Origin of the sequence: Nitrogeniibacter mangrovi, assembly GCF_010983895.1 — a bacterium.
Taxonomy (GTDB): Bacteria; Pseudomonadota; Gammaproteobacteria; order Burkholderiales; family Rhodocyclaceae; genus Nitrogeniibacter; species Nitrogeniibacter mangrovi.
In genome coordinates, this window is the sequence record NZ_CP048836.1 from 1,659,699 (window position 1) to 1,683,649 (window position 23,951).

Here is a 23,951-nt window from a genome sequence, read left to right on the forward strand (position 1 = left end):
TCTAGCCCGAACGGGCGGCGGGCGGCTTGGTCGCCGGCAGGGTGATCGAGGCCACCAGGCCGCCATCGGGGTGGTTGCTCAGGTCAAAACGGCCGCCGTGAGCGCGTGCGAAGCGATCGACGATGGCCAGGCCGAGCCCGGCGCCCTGGGTATTGCCGCGTGCCTCGTCGAGGCGCACGAAGGGGCGCTTGAGGCGTTCGAGCTGATCTTCGGGAATGCCCGGGCCCTCGTCGCGCAGCGCGATCTTCCAGCTGCCGTTGACCGCCTCGGTGCTCACCGACAGCGTCTGCCCGGGCTTGCCGTAGCGCTCCGCGTTGTCGATGAGATTGCGCAGCGCGCGCCGCAGCGGCAGCGTCTGCGCCAGCACCGTGGCGTTCGGATGCAGGTGGGTGTCGACGGCGTGGCCGCGCAGTCGGTCGGCCGAGACGATATCCTCGATGAGCGGTGCGAGGACGACCGGTTCAGGCGGGGCGTCGTCGTTGCGTCCATAGTCGACGAACTGGCCGATGACCCGATCCATCTCCTCGATGTCGCTGACCATGGCGCGGATATCCCCGCTGGGGGCCCCGGTCATTTCCACCCCGAGACGCAGGCGCGCCAGGGGAGTGCGCAGGTCGTGCGAGACGCCGGCGAGAATCACCGCGCGGTCGCTCTCCAGCTGGGCCAGGTCGCCGGCCATCTGGTTGAAGGCCGAGGCGACCTCGGCGATCTCGCCGGGGCCGTCCTCGGGCAGGGGGGCCGGCTGCTTGCCATGACCGATCAGGCGGGCGGCCTCGGCGATCTGCCGCAGCGGGCGTCCGATCCGGAACACGATCAGGTACGCGCCGAGCAGGGCGAAGGCCATGATCGCCACGCCCCAGCCCAGCCATTCGAGCGGGCGTGGACGCTGGATGCGTTCGGCCGGCAGCATCACCCAGTACTCATCGGTGTCGGACGGGTCCAGCTTGAAGCTGACCCAGAAGCCCTCGAGTTCCTCCCAGCTGCCGGCGAAACGGGTCTGCGGGCCCAGTTCGCGGCGCACGTCCCGGGTCAGCAGTTCCATGGCGCGGGTGTCGGGCAGGGGGGTGATACGGTCGGTGGCTTCGGCCGGATAGACCCGGATCCCCTCCATCGCGGTCAGGTCGATGAGCAGCTCGAGACGGCGGTCCGCATCGGCATTGATGAGCGCGGTGCGGGTCAGATTCACGATACTGGTGACGGTCTGGGCCAGATCCCGCGCGCGCGGTTCGAGTTCGAAATGACGCACGATCTCGGACCACGCCGAGAACGCGAGGATCAGCATGATCGCCAGCGAGGCGAAGGTCTGCCACAGCAGAGTGCGTGGCAGGAAGGTCGGAGGTCCCTTGGCGGGTGGCGTCATGGCGTCGGAATGGGCAAGCGGCGCAACACAAGGCGGTCAGCGGCGGCCGGGACCGCCCGGCCGGCCAGCTCAGTCGGCCTTGCTGCCGTCCGGCACGAACACGTAGCCGAACCCCCAGACGGTCTGGATGTAGCGGGGCTTGCCCGGATCTTCCTCCACCAGCTTGCGCAGGCGCGAGATCTGTACGTCGATGGCGCGGTCGAACACGCCATACTCCCGGCCGCGGGCCAGTTCCATGAGCTTGTCGCGCGACAGCGGCTGGCGCGGATGCTGGACCAGCACCTTGAGCAGGGAGAATTCGCCCGTGGTCAGCGTGATTTCCTCGTCGCCGCGCACCAGGGTGCGGTTGCCCAGGTTGACGGTGACCGCGCCGAAATTGACGATCTCGTCGTCCAGGGTGGGGGCGCCGGGCAGCTGCTGTGGCTGACGGCGCATCACGGCCTGGATGCGCGCCACCAGCTCGCGCGGGTTGAAGGGCTTGGGCAGGTAGTCGTCGGCGCCCATCTCGAGGCCGACGATGCGGTCCACGTCATCGCCCTTGGCGGTGAGCATGATGATCGGTGTCGCGTCCTCGGCGGCGCGCAGCCGGCGGCAGATCGCCAGGCCGTCTTCGCCGGGGAGCATCAGGTCGAGCACGATCAGGTCATAGTGTTCCCGATGCAGGGCGCGATCCATGGCGGTACTGTCGACCACCGCCTTGACCGAGTAGCCTTGCTCGGACAGATAGCGCGAGAGCAGGTCGCGCAGGCGCGCATCGTCGTCGACGACGAGGACGCGATAACGGGTCTTGGGGCTTGCGAGTGTGTTCATGGGCTGCAATCGTATCCACAGGACTCCGGCCGCGCCAGCGATCCGGACCGGGTTGGCGAAACTTATGCGTAACCGTTCGTAAGTTCACACTTTAGGCGTAATAAAGGCTTACACCCTTCTTGGCGCGTCGCTAGAATCCAAGTATGTATCATTCTCGTGGCAAAGTGCTCACCAACCGCATTGGCGCAACAACACGACGCATGACGAAGTTCCGATCCTGTTTCCTGACGCGTTCCATCCTCGCTGCGGCGGGAGCCGTTCTGCTTGCCGGAGCGGCGCCCGCTTTTGCCGACGGGACCGACCGCCTCGCGACGCAGGACCAGGATCGCATGCGCCGGGCGGACGTGCGCGCCACGGTGGCCAGCTTCGCCCACATCGACAGCAAGCAGATCGGCGAGCGTCGCTCCCTGAGCGAAGAGGAGCGCCTCGAGATGCGCCGCCAGATCGACGAGGCCATTCGCAAGGCCTACGGGCGCCGCCACCTGCAGCGCGACTGAGCCGAGCGCTTGCCTCATCCGGCGGGTACAATCCCGTCTCGATGAAGCTCCTGGGCATTGAAACCTCCTGCGAAATCGTGACGGTTGCCGTCGCCACGGGCGAGCAACTCGCGCAGCGCCGTCTGGACGGTACACGCACCCCTTCCGAAACCCTCGTTCCGACCGCCTTGGCCCTGCTGGCCGAGCACGGCCTGAGCCTGTCCGCGCTTGATGCGATCGTCCTCGGCGTCGGGCCGGGCGCGTTCACCGGATTGCGCCTCGGCTGCAGCGTGGCGCAGGGTTTCGCCCTCACGGCCGATCTGCCGGTGCTGCCGGTGTGTTCGCTCGATGCCATCGCGGCGGCGCAGCCGCATCCGATGGTGTTCGTGGCCACGGACGCCCGCATGGGCGAGACCTATCATGCCGCCTACCGTCGGGAAGGCGACGACGTGCTCGCGGTCACGGCCCCGGCATGCCTGCCGCCGGAACTGGTCGCGTTGCCCGAGGGGGCGTGGTGGGGCGCCGGTTCGGCCTTCCGGGCCTGTGCCGATCGCCTGCTCGTAAACGAGACGCGCCTGCTCGGCTGCGACGCCGAGGCCGTGCCCGAGGCATCGGCCCTGCTGCGCCTGGCACAGCTGCGCGGCCTCGAGGCGGCGTGCGACGTGACCCGGATCGGTCCGCTCTATGTGCGCGACAAGGTGGCGCTGACCACGGCCGAGCGGCTGGCGCGGGGCGGCAAGGCATGAGCGTGGTGGCCCCGTGCGCGCTTCGCCCCATGCGCAGCGAGGACATCGCCTGGGTGATGTGCCATGAACCTCAGCTCTACCCCTATCCCTGGACGGCCGGCAACTTTGCCGATTCGCTGTCCGCCGGCTATCTGTGCCGCATCGTCTGCCAGGGGGATGCCCCGGTGGGCTACGCCGTGATGATGCTGATCCTCGACGAGGCGCATCTGCTCAACATCAGCGTCATCGCCAATGCCCAGCGCCAGGGGGTCGGGCACATGCTGCTCACACTCATGTGCGACGAGGCGCGGGCCCTGGGCGCCACGCAATGTTTTCTCGAAGTGCGCCCCTCGAACGCGGCCGCACTGGCGTTGTACGAGCGCTTCGGCTTCGTGGGCATCGCCCGTCGCCGCGGTTACTACCCGGCGCCGGACGGGCGCGAGGATGCCATCGTGATGCGGGCGGCGCTGTGAGCGGGCGGCGCGACCACATCCTGAACGCGATGGGCCTGGGGCCGATCTGGCGCCTGCGCGACCGCGACCCGGAGGCGGGCGACGACATCGCACCGGCGCCGGAAGCCGAGGTCGCCGCGCCGCCTGCCGTGGCGGCGGTCGAAGCGCCGCCGTCCGTCGCGCCACCACCGGTGCATGGTGCGCCACCACCGATCGAGACGGCCGTGTCGGCGCCACGTGTGGCGGACATGTCCGACCTCGCGTCGCTGGACTGGGAGGCCCTGACCGAACGCATCCTCGGCTGCCGTGCCTGCGCCCTGTGCGAGCAACGCACCCAGGCGGTGCCGGGCGTCGGTGACCGCCAGGCCGACTGGCTGTTCGTCGGCGAAGGGCCGGGCGCGGAGGAGGATGCGCGCGGCGAACCCTTCGTGGGCAAGGCCGGCAAGCTGCTCGACGCCATGCTCGCGGCCATCGATCTGAAGCGTGGCGAGGGCGTCTACATCGCCAACACGGTCAAGTGCCGGCCGCCGTTGAACCGCACCCCAGAGGCTTCCGAGCTCGCTGCCTGCTTCCCCTATCTGGCGCGTCAGATCGCGCTCATCCGGCCGAAGCTCATCGTCGCCCTGGGCCGGCCGGCGGCGCAGAGCCTGCTCAATACCGAGATCCGCATCGCCTCGGCGCGGGGCCGGTGTTTCGATTACGATGGCATTCCGGTGGTGGTCACCTATCATCCGGCCTACCTGCTGCGAAACCCGCTGGACAAGGCCAAGGCATGGGAAGACCTGTGCTTCGCGCGCCGGCACATGGCGCAGCTGTCCCCTGGAGATTCCCGATGAACGCCTTGCGTCTTGTTGCAATTTTGCTCGTCACCGCCCTGTTGTCCGGCTGTGGCTACAACCAGATCCAGATCAACGACGAGAAGGTCACCTCGGCCTGGGCGGAAGTGCTCAACCAGTACAAACGCCGTGCCGACCTGGTGCCCAATCTGGTCAAGGTGGTCCAGGGCTATGCCGACCACGAAAAGGAAGTGCTGACCCAGGTGACCGAGGCGCGCGCCCGCGTGGCCGGCATCCAGGTCACGCCCGAACTGGTGAACGATCCGGCCGCGATGGCGAAGTTCCAGCAGGCCCAAGCCGGCCTCAGCGGCGCGCTGTCGCGCCTGCTGGTGACTGTGGAGCGCTATCCCGACCTCAAAGCGGACCAGAACTTCCGCGACCTGCAGGCCCAGCTCGAAGGCACCGAAAACCGCATCACCGTGGCCCGTAACCGCTTCATCCAGGCGGTTCAGACCTACAACATCTCGGTGCGTACCTTCCCCAACAACCTGACCGCGATGATGTTCGGCTACGAGAAGAAGGCCAGCTTCACGGTCGAGAACGAGGCGGCCATCAGCCAGCCGCCGGCGGTGGACTTCGGCGGCGGCAAGTAATGCGGGCGGATTCGCGCAGCGGGGGGCTGCGTGCATGGCTTCTGCTCGCGCTCGCGCTGCTGGCGTTTGCCGCCGGGGCGCAGACGCTCCAGCCCGTTCCCGCACTGCAGGCGCGGGTGACGGATCTGACCCGGACCCTGAGCGCCGGGCAGCGCCAGGCGCTCGAATTGCGCCTGAGCGCCCTGGAGCAGGAGAAGGGCAGCCAGATCGGGGTGCTCATCGTCTCCACCACCCGGCCCGAAGCCATCGAGCAATACGGCATTCGGGTCGTGGACGCCTGGAAGCTCGGGCGCAAGGGCGTCGATGATGGCGCCCTGCTGCTGGTGGCCAAGGACGACCACCGCGTGCGCATCGAGGTCGGGCGCGGGCTGGAAGGCGCCATTCCGGATGCCTACGCCAAGCGGATCATCGCCGAGCAGATCACGCCGTTGTTTCGGCAGGGGCAGTTCTACGAAGGAATCGATGCCGGTGTCGCGGCGCTGACCGGCCTGGTGAACGGCGAACCCCTGCCGGCGCCCCGGGGCGAGCGCCACGTGTCGCGGGGGTTCGACCTGGGCGACCTGCTGTTCACCACGCTGTTCGTGGCCATCGTCATCGGCCCGGTATTGCGGGCCATCTTCGGCCGCCTGTTCGGTGGGGGCGTGGCCGGCGTGCTCGGCGCCGGGTTCTGGTACGTGCAGACCAGCCTGCTGGGCATGGCCGGTGTCGGCGCGCTGGTGGCCGGGCTGATCGTCCTGCTCTCGGGCGGTCGGGGCGGGAGCGGGCCGTGGACCACGGGCTCCGGCCATGGTGGCGGTTTCGGCAGCCACAGCGGTGGCTGGTCGGGCGGCGGTGGGGGGTTCAGTGGCGGCGGCGGCGGTTTCAGTGGCGGCGGCGCCTCGGGGAGCTGGTGATGGATACGGCCCGTCTGATCCGGCATCTGCTCTTGCCCGGCTGGGTGGTGCGCAGGCGTTTTCCCGAGGCCATGCTGATCCGCATCGAGCAGTCGATCCGTCGGTCCGAGAGCGGCCATCGCGGCGAGATCGGCATCGCCATCGAGGGCGGGCTCGACCCGGTGTCGCTGTGGCGCGGGGTCACGCCCCGCCAGCGGGCGCTCGACGCCTTTGCGTCGCTGGGCATCTGGGACACGGAAGAGAATACCGGGGTGCTGATCTACATCCAGCTTGCCGACCGGGCCGTGGAGATCGTGGCCGACCGGGGCATCGACCGCCATGTGTCGCAGGCGCAGTGGGCCCTCATCTGCCGCGACCTCGAAGCGCGCTTCCGGATCGGCGAGCATGCGGCCGGTTGCGAGGCGGCGGTGGAGGCGATCGGCGCGTTGATCGCGACACATTTTCCCAGGGCGCCGGACGACGTCGACGAGTTGCCCAACCGGCCGATCATCCTCTGACGGATCCGGGCCGGCTCAGTGCAGGGAGTCGTCCAGCAGGGCGACGTTGTCGAACTCGCGCTGGTTGGCGTTGTGCTTCTTCTGCACCAGCAGCATGGTGGCGGCCACGAACAGGCCGAACAGCACGATCACGGTGCTGACCGACACATCGAGCCATACCAGCAGCGCGTAGAGCGCGATCATGACGAGAATCGACAGGTTCTCGTTGAAGTTCTGCACCGCGATCGAGTGCCCGGCGCCCATCAGGATGTGGCCGCGATGCTGGAGCAGGGCGTTCATGGGCACCACGAAGAAGCCGGCCATGGCGCCCACCGCGATGAGCAGCGCCATCACCCCGAGCACGCGCAGGTCGATGTGCAGCGTATGCCCGAACAGCGCCGGATCGGCGATCGGGATCGGCGGGATGTGCGGCACCGCGACCATCAGCAGCATGCTCAGGCCCATCGCGACCCCGAGCGGGATCACGCCCGGCGAGCCGCGCAGGGTGATCTTGCGTGCCGCCAGCACGGCACCGACGGAGATGCCGATGGCCACCACGCCCTGCAGCAGCGATGCCTTGGACAGCTCGATGCCGAGGGAGTCGTCCGCCCACTTGAGGACGATGAACTGCAAGGTCGCGCCCGCGCCCCAGAACAGCGTGGTCACCGCCAGCGAGATCTGGCCGAGCTTGTCGCGCCACAGCAGCTTCAGGCAGTGATTGAAGTCGTGCAGCAGGTAGAGCGGATTGTTCTTGAGCGGCTTGTGATCGACACCGGTATCGGGCACGAACAGGTTGAAGATCGCGGCGATCAGGTAGATCAGGCCGACCACCAGCAGCGCCATCTCGAACGGCGTCTTCACCAGCGGCAGCGAGAGCGACAGCAGCGTGTCGGACACGCCCGGGAAGATCAGCGCGCCGCCGATGCCGGTGCCCAGGATGATGGCGCCGATGGTCAGCCCCTCGATCCAGCCGTTGGCGACCACCAGCAGGCGATGGGGCAGGTATTCAGTGAGGATGCCGTACTTGGCCGGCGAGTAGGCCGCCGCGCCCAGGCCCACGACGGCATAGGCGAGCAGCGGATGGAGGCCAAAGAACATCATCGCGCAGCCGCCGATCTTGATGGTGTTGCTGATGAGCATCACCCGCCACTTGGGCATCGAGTCGGCGTAGGCGCCGACGAAGGCGGCCAGCAGTACGTAGGAGATGGTGAAGAAGAACTTGAGCAGCGGCTCGTACTGCTCCGGCGCCTGCATGTGCTTGAGCAGACCGATCGAGACGATCAGCAGGGCGTTGTCGGCCAGCGCAGAAAAGAACTGTGCCGCCATGATGATGTAGAAACCGAGCGGCATCGTGGATCGGGCCGAAGGCAGTTTGGCGAGCCCGGTTTATACCACGAAGCCCGCGAAGGGACGTGCGACCTGGATCAACCGGGGATCGTTTTTCTGTGAAGGGGCGCCAACTTGTGGTCAAATCACACCAAATAAACGAGGTTTATCGCACACCATGGCAGATCGACGTTTGCAGGTCTTCTCCGCCGTCGTCAAGCACGGCTCGTTCACCCGCGCGGCCGAGCGCCTGTTCATGACGCAGCCGGCGGTCACCTTCCAGATCAAGCAGCTCGAGGAGCATTTCAACACCCGTCTGCTCGAGCGCGGTCACGGCCATGCCACGCCGACCGCCGCCGGCCAGATCGTGGCCGACTACGCCGAGCGCATCCTCGAACTCAATGCCGAACTCGAAGCCCGCGTGGCCGAGCTCACCGACGAGCTGGCCGGCACCCTCAACATCGGCACCAGCACCACCATCGCCGCCTACTGGCTGCCGCACATCCTCGAAGGCTTCAAGCGCACTTATCCACGCGTGGTACCGCGGGTGTCGGTGGGCAACTCGCAGCTCATCGTCGACCGGGTCGCCGGGCGCGACCTCGATCTGGGCCTGATCGAGATCGTCACCGACGAGCCCTCGCTCGAGCGTCATGCGGCCGCCCAGGACGAGCTCGAGGTGATCTGCCAGCCCGGCCATCCGCTGGCGCAGAAGGATCAGCTCACCGCCCAGGACCTGCTGCCGTTTCCCTTCATCACCCGCGAGCCGGGCAACGCCATCCGCGATCTGGCCGAGCAGTACTTCGATGCGGCCGGCATTCCCATGGATGACGTGAACGTCGCCGCCGAGCTGGGCAGCCTCGCCGCCGTCAAGCAGCTGGTGGGCGAGGGCTTCGGCTTCGGCATCGCCTCCCATGCCGCGATCCAGCGCGACATCAACGAAGGCCGGATGGTGGCGGTGCCGCTGTCGCCGCGGCTCTACACCCCGCTGGAGGTCATCCTCCCCAAAGACAAGTTCCGCTCCCGGCTCATCACCACCTTCGCGCTGTTCGCCACCGAGGTGATGCAGACCCGGGCGAAGCGTTGAGCAGCATGGCGACCAAGACGAAACAGCGCAGCACCTACACCTGTACCGAATGTGGCGGTAACACCCCGCGCTGGCAGGGGCAGTGCCCGCATTGCGGGCAGTGGAACACCATTGTCGAGACCGCACCCGAGGTGGCCACCGGCCCGAGCCGTTTCGCCGCGCTCGCCGGCGCCACCGGCGGGCTGCAGGCGCTCTCCGAGATCACCCCGCGCGAGACCCCGCGCATCCCCACCGGCATCGGCGAGTTCGACCGGGTGCTCGGCGGCGGGCTGGTGGCCGGCGGCGTCGTGCTCATCGGCGGTGACCCCGGCATCGGCAAGTCCACGCTGCTGCTGCAGGCGCTCGCGGTGCTCGCGCCCCAGCATTCAGTGGCCTACGTGAGCGGCGAGGAGTCGGCCGAGCAGGTGGCCCTGCGCGCCCAGCGCCTGGCGCTGCCCACCGAGGGCCTGCAACTGCTGCCCGAGATCGGCCTCGAGACCATCCTCACCACCTTGGGCAAGGCCCGGCCGCGGATCGCAGTCATCGACTCGATCCAGACCCTGTATTCGGATGCCTACACCTCCGCCCCCGGGTCCGTGACCCAGGTGCGCGAGTGCGCCGCCCAGCTCACCCGCTTCGCCAAGCAGAGCGGCACCAGCCTGATCCTGGTCGGCCATGTCACCAAGGATGGCGCCCTGGCCGGGCCGCGGGTGCTCGAACACATGGTCGACACCGTGCTCTACTTCGAGGGCGACACCCACTCGAGTTTCCGCCTCATCCGTGCCTTCAAGAACCGTTTCGGCGCGGTGAACGAGCTGGGCGTGTTCGCCATGACCGAGCGCGGCCTGCGCGAAGTGTCCAACCCCTCGGCCATCTTCCTCTCCCAGCACAGCCAACCGGTCGCCGGCGCCTGCGTGCTGGTTACCCAGGAGGGCACCCGTCCGCTGCTGGTGGAAGTGCAGGCCCTGGTGGACAACAGCCATGCGCCGAGCCCGCGACGCCTGTCGGTGGGTCTGGAGCAGAACCGCCTGGCGATGCTGCTGGCCGTGGCCCACCGCCACGCCGGCATCCAGTGCGCCGACCAGGACGTGTTCGTCAATGCCGTGGGCGGGGTCAAGATTACCGAACCGGCCGCGGATCTGGCGGTGCTGCTCGCCATCGTCTCTTCGCTCAAGAACAAGGCGCTCCCTCGGCAACTCGCCGTCTTTGGCGAAGTGGGGCTGGCCGGTGAGATCCGTCCCGCCCCGCGTGGCCAGGAGCGCCTGCGCGAAGCGGCCAAGCTCGGCTTCACCCATGCCGTGATCCCCAAGGCGAATGCGCCCAAGGGCGGCGTCAAGGGGATCGAGGTGATCGCGGTGGATCGGGTGGAGGAGGCGATCGCCCGGGTGGCGTCGCTCGATTGAGGGCCGTCGCCGCCTCGACACGCACGTGACACCTCCGGCAAGGCGGCGGATGCCTGCCTCGCCGGACGTTCAGGCCAGGGGGTGGCGGATCAGCGCCCCGTCCGGCGACGCACCACGCCGCCGAGCAGGCCGAGGCCGGCGAGCATGAGGGCGTAGGATTCGGGTTCGGGGACCGGGGCGGCGGCGAACTGGACGGTGGCGTGGTCCGGGGCGATGACCTGCAGGTCGTCGATCCAGAAGTCGGTGCGGCCGCCGCTGCCCGAATACAGGCGCGCCTCGACGACGAGGGCGTCGGCGCCGGCCGAGCTCGGGGCGAAGGTCCAGGTGTTGCCGACCTGGCTCCAGCCGCTGCCGTCGGTGTAGGTGGTGTTGCCGCCCGCGCTGCCTTCGTAGCTGTTCACATCGCCGGACACGGCGTAATGACCCCAGATGCGCAGCGACGGGTTGCTGCCGGCGGTGTCGTCGTAGCCCCAGAAGCTGGCGCTGATCTCGTCACCCGCCTGCAGGCCGGTGATGAAGGCCACGTAGGCCTGGGGCGTGCCGCCGATCGGGTCTTCGGCCACGTGAAGGAAGCGGTCGCCGCCATGGGCGCCGGCGACGCCGTAGGGATCGACGCCATTGCTGCCAAGCTGCGCGCCGGTGACGTTGACCGGGTCGGCCAGGTTGCCGTAGCTGCCGAGAAGGGTGCCGACGCCGTCTTCCCAGCCGTAGTCGACGGTCTGCAGGGCGTGGGCCTGGGTGGAGCCGAGCAGGATCAGCGCGGCGAGCATCGGGGTCTTCATGAACGATCTCCTCGAAGGGGCAGTGGATGGCGGCCATCCTCGCCGAGGCGTTTTTCAGGGCGGGTGTGATGCGCCAGGCGATCCATGGCCCGTTCGGATCATGTCGGTAGCATGGCGCGGCGACGGAGGCTTCATGTGCATCGGGTTCAATGGGCCCATTCCAACCTCCCGCATCGCAGGACTCATCATGACCATCACCCGCCTGACCCCCATCGCCGCCATGCTCCTCCTGGCCCTGCAGGGCAACGCCCATGCCCTCACCATCGGCGACATCCAGGGCACCACCCATCTGTCGCCCTACGCCGGCTCGGTGGTGTCGAACGTGGACGGGATCGTCACCGCGGTGAGCGGCAACGGCTTCTGGATGCAGGACGTGGTGCCGGACGGCAACGCGCTCACCTCCGACGGTGTGTTCGTGTTCACCGGCAGCCGGGCGCGGCCGACGGTGGGCGACCGGGTGCTGGCCTCGGGCCGGGTGGACGAATACCGGCCCGGTGGCGCCGCGAACAACCTCACCACCACCGAGCTGAACCTGTCCTTCGGCAGCAACGCATGGACGCGGGTGTCGGCCGGCAATGCGCTGCCGGCGGCGGTGGTGATCGGCAGCGGCGGCCTGCTGGCGCCGACCACGGCGATCGCGCCGGATGTGGGCAACGTGGAGACCAGCGGCCACGTGCTGGACCCCGACACCTATGCCATGGACTTCTACGAGCATCTGGAAGGCATGCGCGTGAGTCTGGCCTCGGCGGCGGTGGTTGGCCCCAACGCGCGCTATGGCGAGATTCCGGTCATCAGCGGCGACCAGGTGGGCAGCACGCTCACCTCGGCGCGTGGCGACGTGGTGATCTCGCCGACCAACTTCAATCCGCATCGCCTCATCCTCGACGACGGGCTCGTGTCCACCCCGGTGGTCAACGTGGGCGACCAGCTCTCGAACGTGGTCGGCGTGCTCGACTACAGCTTTTCCAACTACAAGCTGCAGATCACCTCGGCGCCCACGGTGAGCCGCGGTGCTTTGGTGCCCGAGGTGGCTGCGCCGCGCGCGGCGAATCGGCTCGCGATCGCCTCCTACAACGTGGAGAACCTCGCCGGCAATGCGGCGAGCTCGCGCTTCGATGCCATCGCCCAGCAGATCGTGGGCAATCTGGCCTCGCCGCAGCTGATCGCGCTGCAGGAGGTGCAGGACAACACCGGCGCCAGCAACGACGGCGTGGTCGCCTCCGAGCAGACCCTCGACCGGCTCACCACCGCCATCAAGGCCGCGGGCGGGCGGGACTACGGCTACGTGGTCATCGACCCGGTCAACAACGCCGACGGCGGGCAGCCGGGAGGCAACATCCGCAACGCCTACCTCTATGACAAGTCGACGGTGAGCTTCGCCGGCGCGGTGGGCAGCGCCACCGAGGCCATCGCGGTGCTGCCGGACGGCTCGCTGAGCCTGGACGCCGGCCGCATCGATCCGACCAACACCGCCTTCGACGACAGCCGCAAGCCACTGGTGGCGCAGTTCGACATCGGTGGCGAGAACTTCGTGCTCATCAACACCCACTTCAACTCGAAGGGCGGCGACGAGCCGCTGTTCGGGCCGAACCAGGCGCCCGAGCGCGGCTCCGAGGTGGAGCGCCTGGCCCAGGCCGAGGCGGTGGCCGCCTTCGTGACCGAACTGCTGGCGGCCGATCCGGAGACCCCGATCATCGCCCTGGGTGACTTCAACGACTTCCAGTTCGCCGATGCGCTGCAGCCGCTGGTCGACGCCGGTCTCACCTCGCTGGTCAACACGCTGCCGGCCAACGAGCGCTACAGCTACAACTACGAGGGCAACGCCCAGGTGCTCGACCAGATGTTCGTGTCCGCGGCGGTGCTGGGCGACCCGTCCATGGTCTACGACATCCTCCACATCAACAGCGAGTTCGCGGCGCAGATCTCCGACCACGATCCGCAGCTGCTCTCCCTCGCCATGCCGGTGCCGGAACCCGGGACCTGGGCGCTCATGCTCGCCGGCGTGGGTCTGGTGGCCGGCGCGGCGCGGCGTCGGCGCTCCTGAACCGGCCGGACGCGATTGGCAGGATCGACGCGTGTGATTGGCACTATTGCCATGCCCGGCCCGCCGCCGGGCATTGCTATGCTGGCCAGCCAATCATCAGAATGAGGGTCGAGACATGAAACGTTTCCTGATCGAACGCGAGATTCCGTCCGTGGGCCAGATGGACGGCGAGGCGCTGCAGAACGCCGCCGCCACCTCCAACGAGGCGCTGGCCAAGCTCGGTGGCAAGGTGCAGTGGGTCGAGTCCTTCGTCGCCGACGACAAGACCTACTGCGTCTATCTGGCCGAGAGCGAGGATCTGGTGCACGAGCATGCGCGCCTGAGCGGCTTTCCCGCCAACAAGGTCACCGAGCTGCGCCGGGTCATCGACCCCATGACCGCCAAGGGCTGAGGGTCGCGTCCCGACGCCGGGGCGGCTGCCTGCGGGCAGCGCGCCGGCGCTTCGGGTAAGGTCACGGGGCCGGCCGCTGCCGGCGCCCGTTCCCGCCACCCGTGAGGTCTGCCGATGCGCCACGTCACCCTGGTGCTGGTCCGCAACAACTACGCGTCCACCACGCTCGCGCCGCAGGAGATCTTCCTGTCCGCCGGCCGCTTGTGGGAGCAGTTGCATGGCGAGGACGAAGCGGGGCGCTTCGAGGTGTCGGTGGTCACCGTGGACGGCCGGCCGGTGGCGTCCTGCCATGGCGTCGGCATCACGCCCCACGGCGGCATCCACGACATCGAACACACCGATGTGATCATCCTGTCCTCGTCGGGGCTCGACGTGGACGAGGAACTGGCCTACCACCAGGCCCTGTATCCGTGGCTGCGTCATCATCACCGCCAGGGCGCCTATGTGGGCAGCATCTGCACCGGCGCCGCCTTTCTGGCCGAAGCGGGGCTGCTGGACGCGCGTCGCGCCACTACCCACTGGGCCATCGTCAGCCGCTACGCGCGGCGTTTTCCTGCGGTGCACTGGCATGCGGACGAGCTCATCACCGAGGACGACCGCCTGCTCACCTGCGGCGGCGTGCATGCGGGGCTGGACATGAGCCTGTACCTGGTCGAGAAGTTCTGCGGCCACGAGGTGGCCTTGCAGTGTGCCCGGGCGCTGGTGCTCGACCTGCCGCGCACCCACCAGTCCGGGTACGCGATCCTGCCCCTGTCGCGCCCGCACCAGGACGAGCGCATCCGCGAGGTCGAGGCGTTCATCTGTGCCCGATACGCCGACGATCTGAGCGTGGAGCAACTGGCCGGCAAGGCCTTGATGAGCCCGCGTACCTTCATGCGCCGCTTCAAGGCCGCCACCGGGCGCCTGCCCGGCAACTACCTGCAGGCGCGACGCATCGCGGTGGCGCGCGAGCTGCTCGAGGCCGGGGCGCAGAGCATCCGCGAAGTGAGCGACCGGGTCGGCTACGAGGATCTGGCCTACTTCCGCAAGCTGTTCAAGCGCGAGACCGGCATGACCCCCGCCGAGTACCGGCGCCGCTTTCCGGCGGCGCTCGACGCGCTGGCGCCCGGCTGAGCGCGCCGCGCCCGGGATTGACGTCACGGTGACGCTGGCATAGCGTGAGATCGACGATTCGATGGGGAGGGGGGCTCGTGTGTCTGTTCCTGTCTGCGCGGCCGGAGGGGCTCGCGGATCGGTTCGGTGGGGCAACGACCGATGAGTGACGCACGCGGACGCACCGGGCAGGATCGAATCGGTGCGCCCCCCTTCGCATGCCCGGCCGCAGGGGTGGCGGAGCGTCTCGGCACCTCTGCCGAGACCGGCCTGAGCACCGCGGAGGTCGCGGCGCGGCGCGCGCGTTACGGCCCCAACCGGCTGCGGCGGCAGAAGCCGCGCAGCGCCATCGCCATCCTCGCGCACCAGTTCAAGAGCATCATCGTCTGGCTGCTCGCCGTGGCCGCCGGCTCGGCCTTCGCCCAAGGGGATCTGGTCGATGGCGCCGCGATCGTGGTCGTGCTGCTGATCAACGGCGCCATCGGCTTCTTCACCGAACTGCATGCGGCGCGTTCCATGGAGGCGCTGTTCAGCTTCGCCGAGCTGCGCACCCGGGTGCGCCGTGACGGTGCGGTCAAGATGATCGAAGCGCGCGAGCTGGTGCCCGGCGACGTCGTGATCCTGGAGGCCGGCGATGTGGTCACCGCCGATCTGCGCCTGCTCGCGGCCTCCAACCTGCAGTGCGACGAATCCGTCCTGACCGGAGAATCGATGGCGGTGGGCAAGGACGTGGCGGCGGTGGCGGCCGATACCGTGCTCGGCGACCGCAGCTGCATGGTGTTCAAGGGCACCGCGGTCACCCAGGGCGCGGGGGAGGCCATCGTCGTGGCCACCGGCATGGCCTCCGAGATCGGCCGCATCAGCGGCCTGGTGCAGGCGGCCCAGGCCGAAGCCTCGCCCATGGAGCGCCGTCTCGAACGCCTGGGCTACCGGCTCATCTGGCTGACCCTGGCGCTGGCAGTGGTGGTCATCGCCCTGGGCACGCTGCGCGGTCACGGGCTTGCCGACATGATCCAGACCGGAGTCGCGCTGGCGGTGGCGGCGGTGCCCGAAGGGCTGCCCGTGGTCGCCACCCTGTGCCTGGCGCGCGGCATGTGGCGCATGGCGCGGCGCAACGCGCTGGTCAACCGGCTCTCCTCGGTGGAGACGCTGGGCGCGACCACGCTGATCCTGACCGACAAGACCGGCACCCTGACCGAGAACCGCATGCGTGTCGCGCGCTACCTGCTCGCGGACCGGGATCTGCGTGTGGCTGCGGACACGCCGCTGCAACCGGGGGCCGACGCGGCGCTCGGCTGGGCCCTGCGCATCGGCGCGCTGTGCAACAACGCCGATCTGGGCGCGGAGGCGGTGGCAGGCACCGGCGACCCGATGGAGCTGGCACTGCTCCAGGTCGCCCGCGATGCGGGCCTGGACCGGGCGGTGCTGCGTGGCGAACACCCGGAGGTGGCCGAACACGCCTTCGATCCGGCACGCCGCATGATGGTGACCGTCCACGCCCGCGACGAGGGCTACCTGTATGCCGCCAAGGGGGCGCCGGAAGAGACCCTCGCGCATTGCACGCAGGTGTGGGGCGCGGACGGACCGGCACCGCTGCCGGCAGCGCAGCGGGCGCAGTGGCTGCAACGGGCGCACGCGGCGGCCAGCGACGGGCTCCGGAGTCTCGCCCTGGCCATGAAGCGCTCGGCACGCGCCGACGACGATCCCTACGACGGCCTCACGCTGGTGGCGCTGGTGTGTCTGGCGGACCCGCTGCGCCCGAACGTGCCGGCGACCATCGCCGCGTGTCGCGACGCGGGCATCCGGGTGGTCATGATGTCCGGCGACCATGCCGGCACGGCGGTGCGCATCGCGCGCGAAGCCGGCCTCTGCGATGAGGCCCCGGTGGTGGTCGAGGGGCGCGAGCTGGTCGATTTCGATCCGGCCACCGCGCCGCCCGAGATGCTGGCCCGGGTGCGCGCGGCCGAGGTCTTCGCGCGGGTCGCGCCGGAGACCAAGCTGGCCGTGGTCTCGGTGTTCCAGGGCGATGGCCAGATCGTCGCCATGACCGGCGACGGCGTGAACGACGCGCCCGCGCTCCGGCAGGCCGACATCGGCGTCGCCATGGGTGCGCGCGGCACCCAGGTGGCGCGCGAGGCGGCGCACATGGTGCTCAAGGACGACGATCTGGCCACCATCGTCGAGGCGGTGCGCCAGGGGCGGGTGATCTTCGACGACATCCGCAAGTTCGTCGTCTACCTGATGTCGTGCAACCTGTCCGAGGTGCTGGTGGTCGGGCTGGCCGTCGGCGGCGGCCTGCCGGTGCCGCTGCTGCCCTTGCAGATCCTCTATCTGAACCTGGTGACCGACGTGTTTCCGGCGTTCGCGCTGGGGCTGGGCGAGGGCGCCCCCGGGGTGATGCGGCGGCCGCCGCGCGATCCGGCCGAGCCCATCGTCGGCGCGGCCCAGTGGCGGCGCATCGTCCTGCTCGGGGGGTGATCACGGCGACGACGCTGGCGGTCTTCGCGCTGGCGCTGTTCAGGCTCGCGCTGGTACCCGCGCAGGCGGTCACCATGGCCTTCGTGACCCTGGCGCTGGCCCAGCTGTGGCACGTGTTCAACATGCGCGAGGCCGGCAGCGGGTGGCTGGCGAACGAGGTGAGCCGCAACCCCTATGTGTGGGGCGCGGTGGCGCTGTGCCTGGCCTTGATCGGCGCGGCGCTGGGGTGGCCCGCCCTGTCGGCGCTGTTGCAGCTGCCGTCCCCCGGCGGAGCCGGCCTGGCGCTGGCGGTGGCGGCGAGCTTCGTGCCGCTGGGGGTGGGGCAGTGGCTGCTGGCCGGCGATGCCCGGGCGCGCCGGCGCGCCGCCGGGCGAGGGGGCGGCCCGGCATGAGCCGGGTCGGCTACTTCTCCACGAAGGCGCGTTCGATCACGTAGTCGCCCGGCTCGCCGATGCGCGGCGAGATCTCGAAGCCGACGCTGTCGAGCATGTCGCAGCAGTCCTGCAGCATGGCGGGGCTGCCGCAGATCATGGCGCGATCGACGGTGTGATCGAGCGGCGGCAGACCGGTCTCCTTCATGAGCTTGCCGCTCATGATGGCGTCGGTGAGGCGGCCGTTGTTGCGGTAGGGCTCGCGGGTCACGGTGGGGTAGTAGATGAGCTGGTCGCGCACCGCCTCGCCGAAGAATTCGTTGTTCGGCAGCTCCTGCTCGATGAACTCGGCGTAGGCGAGCTCGTTGATCTGGCGCACGCCGTGGATCAGCACCACCTTCTCGAAGCGCTCGTAGGTCTCCGGGTCCTGGATCACGCTCAGGAACGGGGCCAGACCGGTGCCGGTGGACATCAGGTACAGGTTGCGGCCCGGGCGCACGTCGTGCAGCACCAGGGTGCCGGTCGGCTTGCGGCTGACGATGATCGGGTCGCCCGGCTTGAGGTGCTGCAGGCGCGAGGTGAGCGGCCCGTTCGGCACCTTGATGCTGAAGAATTCCAGGTGCTCTTCATAGTTCGGGCTGGCGATGCTGTAGGCGCGCGTCAGCGGACGGCCTTCCTGTTGCAGACCGATCATCACGAACTGACCGTTCTCGAAGCGCAGGCCGCGATCCCGCGTGGTGCGGAAGCTGAACAGGGTGTCGTTCCAGTGATGAACGCTGAGGACGCGTTCGGTGCCCAAAGTGCTCATGCGTGTTCTCCGTTGGGGTTTGGGGGTTGGCAACAGTCTAAGCATGCGCCTATATTTACAAAAGCGAATTGTTTTAATATCGGAAATCGATTTTTCAAATATGAAAACCACGTTGCGGCAGTTGGAGGTGTTTTTCGAGGTGGCGCGCCTGGGCCGCGTGTCCGATGCGGCGAAAAGCCTGTCCATGTCGCAATCGGCGGCCAGCGCGGCGCTGGGGGAACTGGAGCGCCAGTTCGACGTGCGCCTGTTCGACCGCATCGGCCGCAGCGTGCGTCTGAATGCGCTCGGAGAGCAGTTGCTGCCCATGGCCGCGGAGCTGCTGGCGCGGGTGCGCGAGGTCGAAACCCTGCTCGGCGGCGAGCGTGAGCCGGGGCATCTGCGGGTGGGGGCCACGCTCACCATCGGCAACTATCTGGCGACCCTGATCGTGGCCGACTACCTGCAGCGTTTTCCGAGCGCGCGCGCCGACCTGCATGTCCACAACACCGCCCGCATCGTCGAGCGCCTGCTCGCCTACGAGCTCGACATCGGCCTGATCGAGGGCGCCTGCAACCACGCCGACCTGGAGGTGGAGCACTGGGTGGCCGACGAGCTGGTGGTGTTCTGCGCGCCGGGCCATCCGCTGGCGGGGCGCACCGATGTCGACCTGTCGGCGCTGGCCGGGGCCGACTGGATCCTGCGCGAGCCGGGCAGCGGCACCCGGTCCACCTTCGAGCATGCCATGCGCCATGTGTGGCCCACGCTCAACATCCGCCTCGAACTGGAACACACCGAGGCCATCAAGCGTGCCGTGGAGGCGGGCCTGGGCCTGGGCTGCATCTCGCGCCTGGCGCTGCGCGACGCCTTCCGGCGCGGCTCGCTGGTGCCGGTCGAGGTGCCGGCGCTCGATCTGAAGCGCGCCTTCTCCTTCGTGTGGCACCGGCACAAGTTCCGCACCCCGGGCATGCAGCGCTTCATCGCCCTGTGCCGAGGCATGACCGAAGGCGTCGCGCGCAGCGACGAGATCGCCTTGGCGCCGGTGCCCTGAAGGGGGTGCGGAGCGCGTGCCTTGCGCCGGATCAAGTATTTGCGCATCGGTGAAAGAATCATGATTTTCGCGATGCCGTTTTCATGACAACGGTGATGCGCGGTTCGTGAGTCTGCGGATGGCGGGGCGCCGCGGCGCGGCGATGATTGAAGCGGATGTGGCCTCCCGGCCCGTCCGCTTGTTTCATCCCACTCAAATCCATGGAGGAAGACACCATGCAATGGACTGATCCGGCCTACTGCGACATTCGTCTGGGCTTCGAAGTGACCGCTTACGTCTACGTACGCTGAGCCGTGTCCGGGGCGGCCCGGTGACCCCGGGCACGCCCCGTGAAGCCGGCGGGGGCGGCCATCCCGTCCCCGCGTCGATGAAGGAGACAAGACCATGAGCGACCTGACCCTGCCCGAGGCGCAGGACCGTTTCGAGATCAACCCGATGTACCTGTTCCGCTGGGAGGCGACGCAGCAGGCCCATGTGCTGCTCTACCCGGAGGGCATCGTCAAGCTCAACGAGACCGCCAGCGAGATCATCAAGCGCTGCGACGGTGCGCGCACCGTCGAGGCGATGGTGGCCGAGCTGCAAACCCTGTTCGAAGGCGACAAGCAGGCGATCGCCGAAGGCGTCTACAAGTTTCTGGAGGTGTTCCGTGCCAAAGGATGGATCCGTCGTCAGGCTTGACGGCAAAGGCCAGCCCCTGTGGCTGGTGCTGGAGCTGACCTACCGCTGCCCGCTCAAGTGCCCGTGGTGCAGCAACCCGGTCGATTATGAAGGCTGCCACGACAAGGAGCTGTCCACCGACGAGTGGAAGCGCGTGCTGCGTGAAGGGCGCGAACTGGGCGCCCTGCAGCTGGGTTTCACCGGCGGCGAGCCGATGCTGCGCGACGACCTGGAGGAATTGGTCGGCGAGGCGAGCCGGCTGGGCTACTACACCAACCTGATCACCTCCGGCGTGGGCCTCAACGAGACGCGCCTCAAGGCGCTCAAGGCGGCCGGCCTCAACCAGATCCAGCTCTCCTTGCAGTCGAGCGACCGCGAGCTGACCGATACCCTGGTGGGCGCGCGTACCTTCGATCGCAAGATCGAGGTGGCCCGCGGGATCAAGGCCCACGGCTTCCCGATGGTGCTCAACGTGCCGGTGTTCCGCCAGAACGCCGACCAGACCGCCGAGATCCTCGCGCTGGCCGAAGACATCGGCGTCGACTACCTCGAATTCGCCAACATCCAGTACTACAACTGGGCGATGCTCAACCGCGAGGAACTGCTGCCCAGCCGCGCGCAGCTCGAGCGTGCCGAGCGGGCGGTGCAGGAAGCGCGCGAGCGCATCGGCGACAAGATGACCATCTACTTCGTCATCCCCGACTATTTCGAGGAACGGCCCAAGGCGTGCATGAACGGCTGGGGCTCGATCCACCTGACCATCGCCCCCGACGGCGCCGCGCTGCCGTGCCAGGAAGCGCGCCTGATCAAGACCCTGGACTTCCCCACCGTGCGCGAGAAACCGCTCGCCTGGCTGTGGCACGAGTCGCCCAGCTTCCAGAAATTCCGCGGCGACAGCTGGATGCCGCAGCCGTGCCGCTCGTGCGACGAGAAGGAGACCGACTTCGGTGGCTGCCGCTGCCAGGCCTTCCTGCTCACCGGCGATGCCGCCAGCACCGACCCGGCCTGCGCCAAGTCGCCGCAGCATCATCTGATCACCGACGCGGTGGCGCGCGCCAACGACCCGAAGCGCACGCTCAAGCCGCTGCTCATGCGCACCGAGCGTACGGCGCGCGAGCTGATGGAGGTCGAGTCCGATGCCCATTGAGCCGGCAAACGAACAGCGGTACGGTAGGTCGGACTTCAGTCCGACAGACAACGCCTGCCCGGAAGTCGCTGTCGGACTGAAGTCCGACCTACGTGGCGGCCATCGTGCTGCCGATGGATGCGGGGTGAATCATCACCCCCCTGCCACGCAGTCGGCCAACCCGGCCGCCGCGCGTTTCACCCTGCTCGACCCGGCGCCGGTGACGGTGGCCTGCGGCTTCGCGCTGACGGCACTGCTGGCGTTCGCGCTGCGTACCCTGGGCTGAGGAGGGCACATGGACGGCACCCTCCTCGAGATCCTCGCTCGCTGGGCGCATCTGCTCGGCGCCCTGGTGTGGATCGGCCACAACTACGCCACCGCGGTCAACCGGCCGCGCTACGCGCCGCTCGACCCCACCGATCTGGCCGACCCGGACAGCCCGCGCCAGCAGGCGCTGCTCGCCCGCGAGCACGGCACCTTCCGCTACGCCTCGCTGGTGGTGCTGGGCAGCGGGCTGCTCATCCTCTGGCATCGCGGCTGGCTGCTCGACGCGCTCACCCTGCGGGGCAGCCTGGCGCCGCTGGGCGTGGGCATGTGGCTGGGCATGCTCATGGTCGCCAACCTGTGGCTGGTGCTGTGGCCCAACCAGAAACGCGTGCTCGGCTTCGTGCGCGCGCCGCTCGATGCGCGTCTGCGCGCCTCGCGCATCACCTTCCTCTCCGCCCGGGTCAACACCCTGCTGTCGATCCCGGTGGTGTTCTTCATGGCGGCCGGTGTCCATGGACTGTCCCTGTTCGGCTGACGGCGGGGCGCGGCCGGTGGGGGCGGCTACAGTTTCTCCGCCGCCAGCGGCCCCGTGCCCGTCGAGGTGCGTCAGGCGGTCGCCCACGACTGCCTCGGCGGCGCCGACGCCCGCTCCCTGCTCAGCCTGCCGTTCACCGCGCCGCAGTACCGCGCCCTGCAGGCGGACGTGGATGCCAGCCTGCGCCGCCTGCTCGACATTCCGCCCCGGTTTCGTCTCCTGTTCCTGCCCGGCGGCGCCACCGCCCAGTTCGCGGCGGTGCCGCTCAACCTGCTGCCGCCGGCGGGGCGGGCCGCCTATGTCGTCACCGGGCACTGGTCGCGCCGGGCGGCCGAGGAGGCCGCGAGTCATGGACGGATCGAGCGGATCGGGCCGGAGGCGATGGCACGGGCCGAAGGCGCCGCCTACGTCCACATCACCACCAACGAGACCGCCGACGGCTGCCAGTACCGCGCCTGGCCCGAGGTTGACGCCCCGCTGGTGGCGGACATGACCTCCGATCTGCTCACCCGGCCCATCGATTTCTCGCGCCTCGCGCTCGGCTATGCCGCCACCCAGAAGACCATCGGCGTGCCGGGGCTGACCGTGGTGATCGTGCGCGAGGACCTGCTCGGTCGGGCGCGGGCCTACACGCCCCGGGTGCTCGACTACACACGCCAGGCCGAGGCCGACTCGCGCCTGAACACGCCGCCGGTGTTTCCCATGGGCGTGGCCCGCCACATGCTCGACTGGATCGAGGCCACCGGCGGGGTGGCGGCGGTGGCCGAGCGCATCGAGCGCCATGGCGCGGCGGTGTACGGCGCCCTCGAGGCCAGCCCCGGCCGTTACCGGGTACCGGTGACGCCCGCCTGGCGCTCGCGGGTCAATCCCTGTTTTCAGCTCGCCGAGCCGGCGCACACCGAGCATTTCCTGGCGGCGGCCGCCGACGCGGGCCTGCACGAGCTGCGCGGCCACCCCCGGAGCGGGGGCGTGCGGGTGAGCCTGTATCCCGGCCTCGAGACCGCGGCGGTCGACGCGCTGGTGGGCTTCATCCGCGCCTTCGCCGCCGCGGGCACATGAGCGTCGCACCGAGTCGCCGCGCCCTGCGCGCCCGGCGCCGTCTCGGGCAGCTGCTGGGCCGCCGTGGCGCCGCCGTGGCGGGTGGGCCCGCGGTGCATGCGATGGGGCTGGTGTTTCCGGGCGTGGTGGGGCTGGCGGCGGGCTTCGACCTGCGCGGCCGGTTGCGCCGCCGGGCGCGAGCGCTCGGCCTGGCGGCCATCGAGGCGGGCACCCTGCATGCCGGCGCGCCCGCGCTGCGGCGCCTGGCGCGCGGCGCGGCGAGCGTGCCGTGCGGGATCAGCCTCGGCAAGCGGCCGGGGACACCGTGGGCCGCGGCCGGCGCCGAGCTGGCGCGGGTGCTCGACGGCTGTCATCGCCTGGCCGACTATGTGGTGCTCAATCCGGGGCGGGAGCGCCCGTCGCCGCCGGTTTTTGCCCGCGTCGTGGCCGAACTCTCGGCGCACCGGACGGCGCTGGCGCGCCGCGGCGGCCGGCGCCTGGCGCTGGCGGTCAAGCTGCCGCCGGCCTGGCTGCGGGGCGCTCAGGGGATCGAGCCGGCCCACCTCATGGCCGCCGCCGGCGCCGATGCGCTGCTGGTCTCGGCCGAGGGCATGAGCGAGCCCGAGGCCCGCGCCGTGTTGCGTCGGCTGGATGCGGTACTGGGCCATCGCCTCTGCCTGATCAGCGTGGGGGCATCGACTGTCCGGCGACGGTCCGGGGGCGCTTGCGTGCCGGCGCCCGTTTGCTGCAGGTGCACCGGGTCATGGCGGCGCGGGGGCCGGCCGTCGTCGCCCGGCTGGGGCGCGGGTCGAGGTCATGGCGAGGTGCCCGCGGACAGGCCCTGCCGGTGCGTTTCGGTTCAAGTCGGGCGGCGCGGATGACGTAATCCGGGGAAATCGGTTCGCGCAGAGGGAGCGAATTT

Annotated in this window: 26 protein-coding genes and 1 pseudogene; 22 read left to right on the forward strand and 5 right to left on the reverse strand. The window is 69.3% G+C overall.

The features are described 5' to 3' along the window. Position 1: 1 nt before the first annotated feature. Positions 2-1,360, reverse strand: a complete 1,359-nt coding sequence (locus tag G3580_RS07620) for an ATP-binding protein (RefSeq protein ID WP_173764688.1) — start codon at positions 1,358-1,360, stop codon at positions 2-4. Between the two features lie 69 nt (positions 1,361-1,429). Further along, complete coding sequence (gene ompR / locus G3580_RS07625; protein ID WP_173764689.1) at positions 1,430-2,170, reverse strand: osmolarity response regulator transcription factor OmpR; 741 nt, start codon at positions 2,168-2,170, stop codon at positions 1,430-1,432. 200 nt (positions 2,171-2,370) lie between these two features. On the opposite strand from ompR, the gene G3580_RS07630 reads away from it, so the two are divergent. From G3580_RS07630 to G3580_RS07660, 7 genes are read left to right on the forward strand one after another with little or no spacing between them, the layout of a single operon-like run. Further along, positions 2,371-2,667 (forward strand): hypothetical protein, encoded by a 297-nt coding sequence (locus G3580_RS07630; RefSeq protein WP_173764690.1) that lies wholly within the window; start codon positions 2,371-2,373, stop codon positions 2,665-2,667. Between the two features lie 41 nt (positions 2,668-2,708). Continuing rightward, positions 2,709-3,392 carry a tRNA (adenosine(37)-N6)-threonylcarbamoyltransferase complex dimerization subunit type 1 TsaB gene (gene tsaB, locus G3580_RS07635; RefSeq protein ID WP_173764691.1) on the forward strand — a complete coding sequence of 228 codons (684 nt, stop codon included), beginning with the start codon at positions 2,709-2,711 and terminating at the stop codon, positions 3,390-3,392. Continuing rightward, a complete protein-coding gene (gene rimI / locus G3580_RS07640; RefSeq protein WP_228720804.1) occupies positions 3,389-3,844 on the forward strand; it encodes a ribosomal protein S18-alanine N-acetyltransferase in 456 nt (151 codons plus the stop codon). Before tsaB ends, rimI begins: the two co-directional genes overlap by 4 nt. Continuing rightward, on the forward strand, positions 3,841-4,659 hold the full coding sequence (locus tag G3580_RS07645; protein ID WP_228720805.1) for a uracil-DNA glycosylase: 819 nt from the start codon (positions 3,841-3,843) through the stop codon (positions 4,657-4,659). The genes rimI and G3580_RS07645 overlap by 4 nt, the downstream gene beginning before the upstream one ends. Beyond that, a complete protein-coding gene (locus G3580_RS07650) occupies positions 4,656-5,252 on the forward strand; it encodes a LemA family protein (RefSeq protein WP_173764692.1) in 597 nt (198 codons plus the stop codon). Before G3580_RS07645 ends, G3580_RS07650 begins: the two co-directional genes overlap by 4 nt. Next, positions 5,252-6,145, forward strand: a complete 894-nt coding sequence (locus G3580_RS07655) for a TPM domain-containing protein (RefSeq protein WP_173764693.1) — start codon at positions 5,252-5,254, stop codon at positions 6,143-6,145. Before G3580_RS07650 ends, G3580_RS07655 begins: the two co-directional genes overlap by 1 nt. Beyond that, positions 6,145-6,642: a TPM domain-containing protein gene (locus G3580_RS07660; RefSeq protein ID WP_173764694.1), complete on the forward strand. Its 498-nt coding sequence runs from the start codon at positions 6,145-6,147 to the stop codon at positions 6,640-6,642. Before G3580_RS07655 ends, G3580_RS07660 begins: the two co-directional genes overlap by 1 nt. Before the next feature lie 15 nt (positions 6,643-6,657). On the opposite strand, the gene lplT is transcribed toward G3580_RS07660, so the two are convergent. Continuing rightward, a complete protein-coding gene (lplT, locus tag G3580_RS07665; RefSeq protein ID WP_173764695.1) occupies positions 6,658-7,971 on the reverse strand; it encodes a lysophospholipid transporter LplT in 1,314 nt (437 codons plus the stop codon). 154 nt (positions 7,972-8,125) lie between these two features. Here lplT and G3580_RS07670 point away from each other — a divergent pair, with 154 nt between their 5' ends. Both G3580_RS07670 and radA read left to right on the forward strand, forming a co-directional pair. Beyond that, positions 8,126-9,031, forward strand: a complete 906-nt coding sequence (locus G3580_RS07670; protein ID WP_173764696.1) for a LysR family transcriptional regulator — start codon at positions 8,126-8,128, stop codon at positions 9,029-9,031. 5 nt (positions 9,032-9,036) lie between these two features. Continuing rightward, the gene (gene radA / locus G3580_RS07675) at positions 9,037-10,413 is read left to right on the forward strand and encodes a DNA repair protein RadA (protein WP_173764697.1); all 1,377 of its coding nucleotides are present in this window, start codon (positions 9,037-9,039) and stop codon (positions 10,411-10,413) included. A gap of 89 nt (positions 10,414-10,502) precedes the next feature. On the opposite strand, the gene G3580_RS07680 is transcribed toward radA, so the two are convergent. Further along, positions 10,503-11,195: a PEP-CTERM sorting domain-containing protein gene (locus tag G3580_RS07680; protein WP_173764698.1), complete on the reverse strand. Its 693-nt coding sequence runs from the start codon at positions 11,193-11,195 to the stop codon at positions 10,503-10,505. Positions 11,196-11,382: 187 nt separating this feature from the next. Here G3580_RS07680 and G3580_RS07685 point away from each other — a divergent pair, with 187 nt between their 5' ends. From G3580_RS07685 to G3580_RS20255, 5 genes are all read left to right on the forward strand, one after another. Then, positions 11,383-13,239 (forward strand): PEPxxWA-CTERM sorting domain-containing protein, encoded by a 1,857-nt coding sequence (locus tag G3580_RS07685; RefSeq protein WP_173764699.1) that lies wholly within the window; start codon positions 11,383-11,385, stop codon positions 13,237-13,239. Positions 13,240-13,354: 115 nt separating this feature from the next. Continuing rightward, complete coding sequence (locus G3580_RS07690) at positions 13,355-13,630, forward strand: DUF4242 domain-containing protein (protein ID WP_173764700.1); 276 nt, start codon at positions 13,355-13,357, stop codon at positions 13,628-13,630. A 114-nt stretch (positions 13,631-13,744) separates the two neighbouring features. Further along, positions 13,745-14,743: a GlxA family transcriptional regulator gene (locus tag G3580_RS07695; RefSeq protein WP_173764701.1), complete on the forward strand. Its 999-nt coding sequence runs from the start codon at positions 13,745-13,747 to the stop codon at positions 14,741-14,743. A gap of 141 nt (positions 14,744-14,884) precedes the next feature. Then, positions 14,885-17,200 (forward strand): cation-translocating P-type ATPase, encoded by a 2,316-nt coding sequence (locus G3580_RS07700; protein WP_217424627.1) that lies wholly within the window; start codon positions 14,885-14,887, stop codon positions 17,198-17,200. Continuing rightward, on the forward strand, positions 17,197-17,592 hold the full coding sequence (locus tag G3580_RS20255) for a cation transporting ATPase C-terminal domain-containing protein (RefSeq protein WP_217424628.1): 396 nt from the start codon (positions 17,197-17,199) through the stop codon (positions 17,590-17,592). The genes G3580_RS07700 and G3580_RS20255 overlap by 4 nt, the downstream gene beginning before the upstream one ends. 10 nt (positions 17,593-17,602) lie before the next feature. Here G3580_RS20255 and G3580_RS07705 read toward each other — a convergent pair whose 3' ends face one another. Continuing rightward, the gene (locus G3580_RS07705; RefSeq protein ID WP_173764702.1) at positions 17,603-18,379 is read right to left on the reverse strand and encodes a ferredoxin--NADP reductase; all 777 of its coding nucleotides are present in this window, start codon (positions 18,377-18,379) and stop codon (positions 17,603-17,605) included. Between the two features lie 100 nt (positions 18,380-18,479). On the opposite strand from G3580_RS07705, the gene G3580_RS07710 reads away from it, so the two are divergent. The 8 genes and pseudogenes from G3580_RS07710 to G3580_RS07745 all read left to right on the forward strand — a co-directional run bounded on the left by G3580_RS07710 (position 18,480) and on the right by G3580_RS07745 (position 23,910). Beyond that, positions 18,480-19,406, forward strand: coding sequence for a LysR family transcriptional regulator (locus G3580_RS07710; protein WP_173764703.1), 927 nt, complete (start codon positions 18,480-18,482; stop codon positions 19,404-19,406). A 215-nt stretch (positions 19,407-19,621) separates the two neighbouring features. Continuing rightward, the gene (gene pqqA / locus G3580_RS20455) at positions 19,622-19,696 is read left to right on the forward strand and encodes a pyrroloquinoline quinone precursor peptide PqqA (protein WP_002924740.1); all 75 of its coding nucleotides are present in this window, start codon (positions 19,622-19,624) and stop codon (positions 19,694-19,696) included. A gap of 94 nt (positions 19,697-19,790) precedes the next feature. Beyond that, positions 19,791-20,084, forward strand: a complete 294-nt coding sequence (gene pqqD / locus G3580_RS07720) for a pyrroloquinoline quinone biosynthesis peptide chaperone PqqD (RefSeq protein WP_173764704.1) — start codon at positions 19,791-19,793, stop codon at positions 20,082-20,084. Next, positions 20,053-21,210, forward strand: a complete 1,158-nt coding sequence (gene pqqE, locus G3580_RS07725) for a pyrroloquinoline quinone biosynthesis protein PqqE (protein ID WP_173764705.1) — start codon at positions 20,053-20,055, stop codon at positions 21,208-21,210. Before pqqD ends, pqqE begins: the two co-directional genes overlap by 32 nt. Positions 21,211-21,334: 124 nt before the next feature. Then, a complete protein-coding gene (locus G3580_RS07730) occupies positions 21,335-21,475 on the forward strand; it encodes a hypothetical protein (protein WP_173764706.1) in 141 nt (46 codons plus the stop codon). Between the two features lie 9 nt (positions 21,476-21,484). Then, on the forward strand, positions 21,485-21,991 hold the full coding sequence (locus tag G3580_RS07735; protein WP_173764707.1) for a urate hydroxylase PuuD: 507 nt from the start codon (positions 21,485-21,487) through the stop codon (positions 21,989-21,991). 39 nt (positions 21,992-22,030) lie between these two features. After that, a pseudogene (serC, locus tag G3580_RS07740) lies at positions 22,031-23,050 on the forward strand (3-phosphoserine/phosphohydroxythreonine transaminase); the annotation flags it as partial. Further along, positions 23,047-23,910 (forward strand): dihydroorotate dehydrogenase, encoded by an 864-nt coding sequence (locus G3580_RS07745; RefSeq protein ID WP_173764709.1) that lies wholly within the window; start codon positions 23,047-23,049, stop codon positions 23,908-23,910. The pseudogene serC and the gene G3580_RS07745, both read left to right, overlap by 4 nt. The last annotated feature ends 41 nt before the right edge of the window (positions 23,911-23,951 follow it).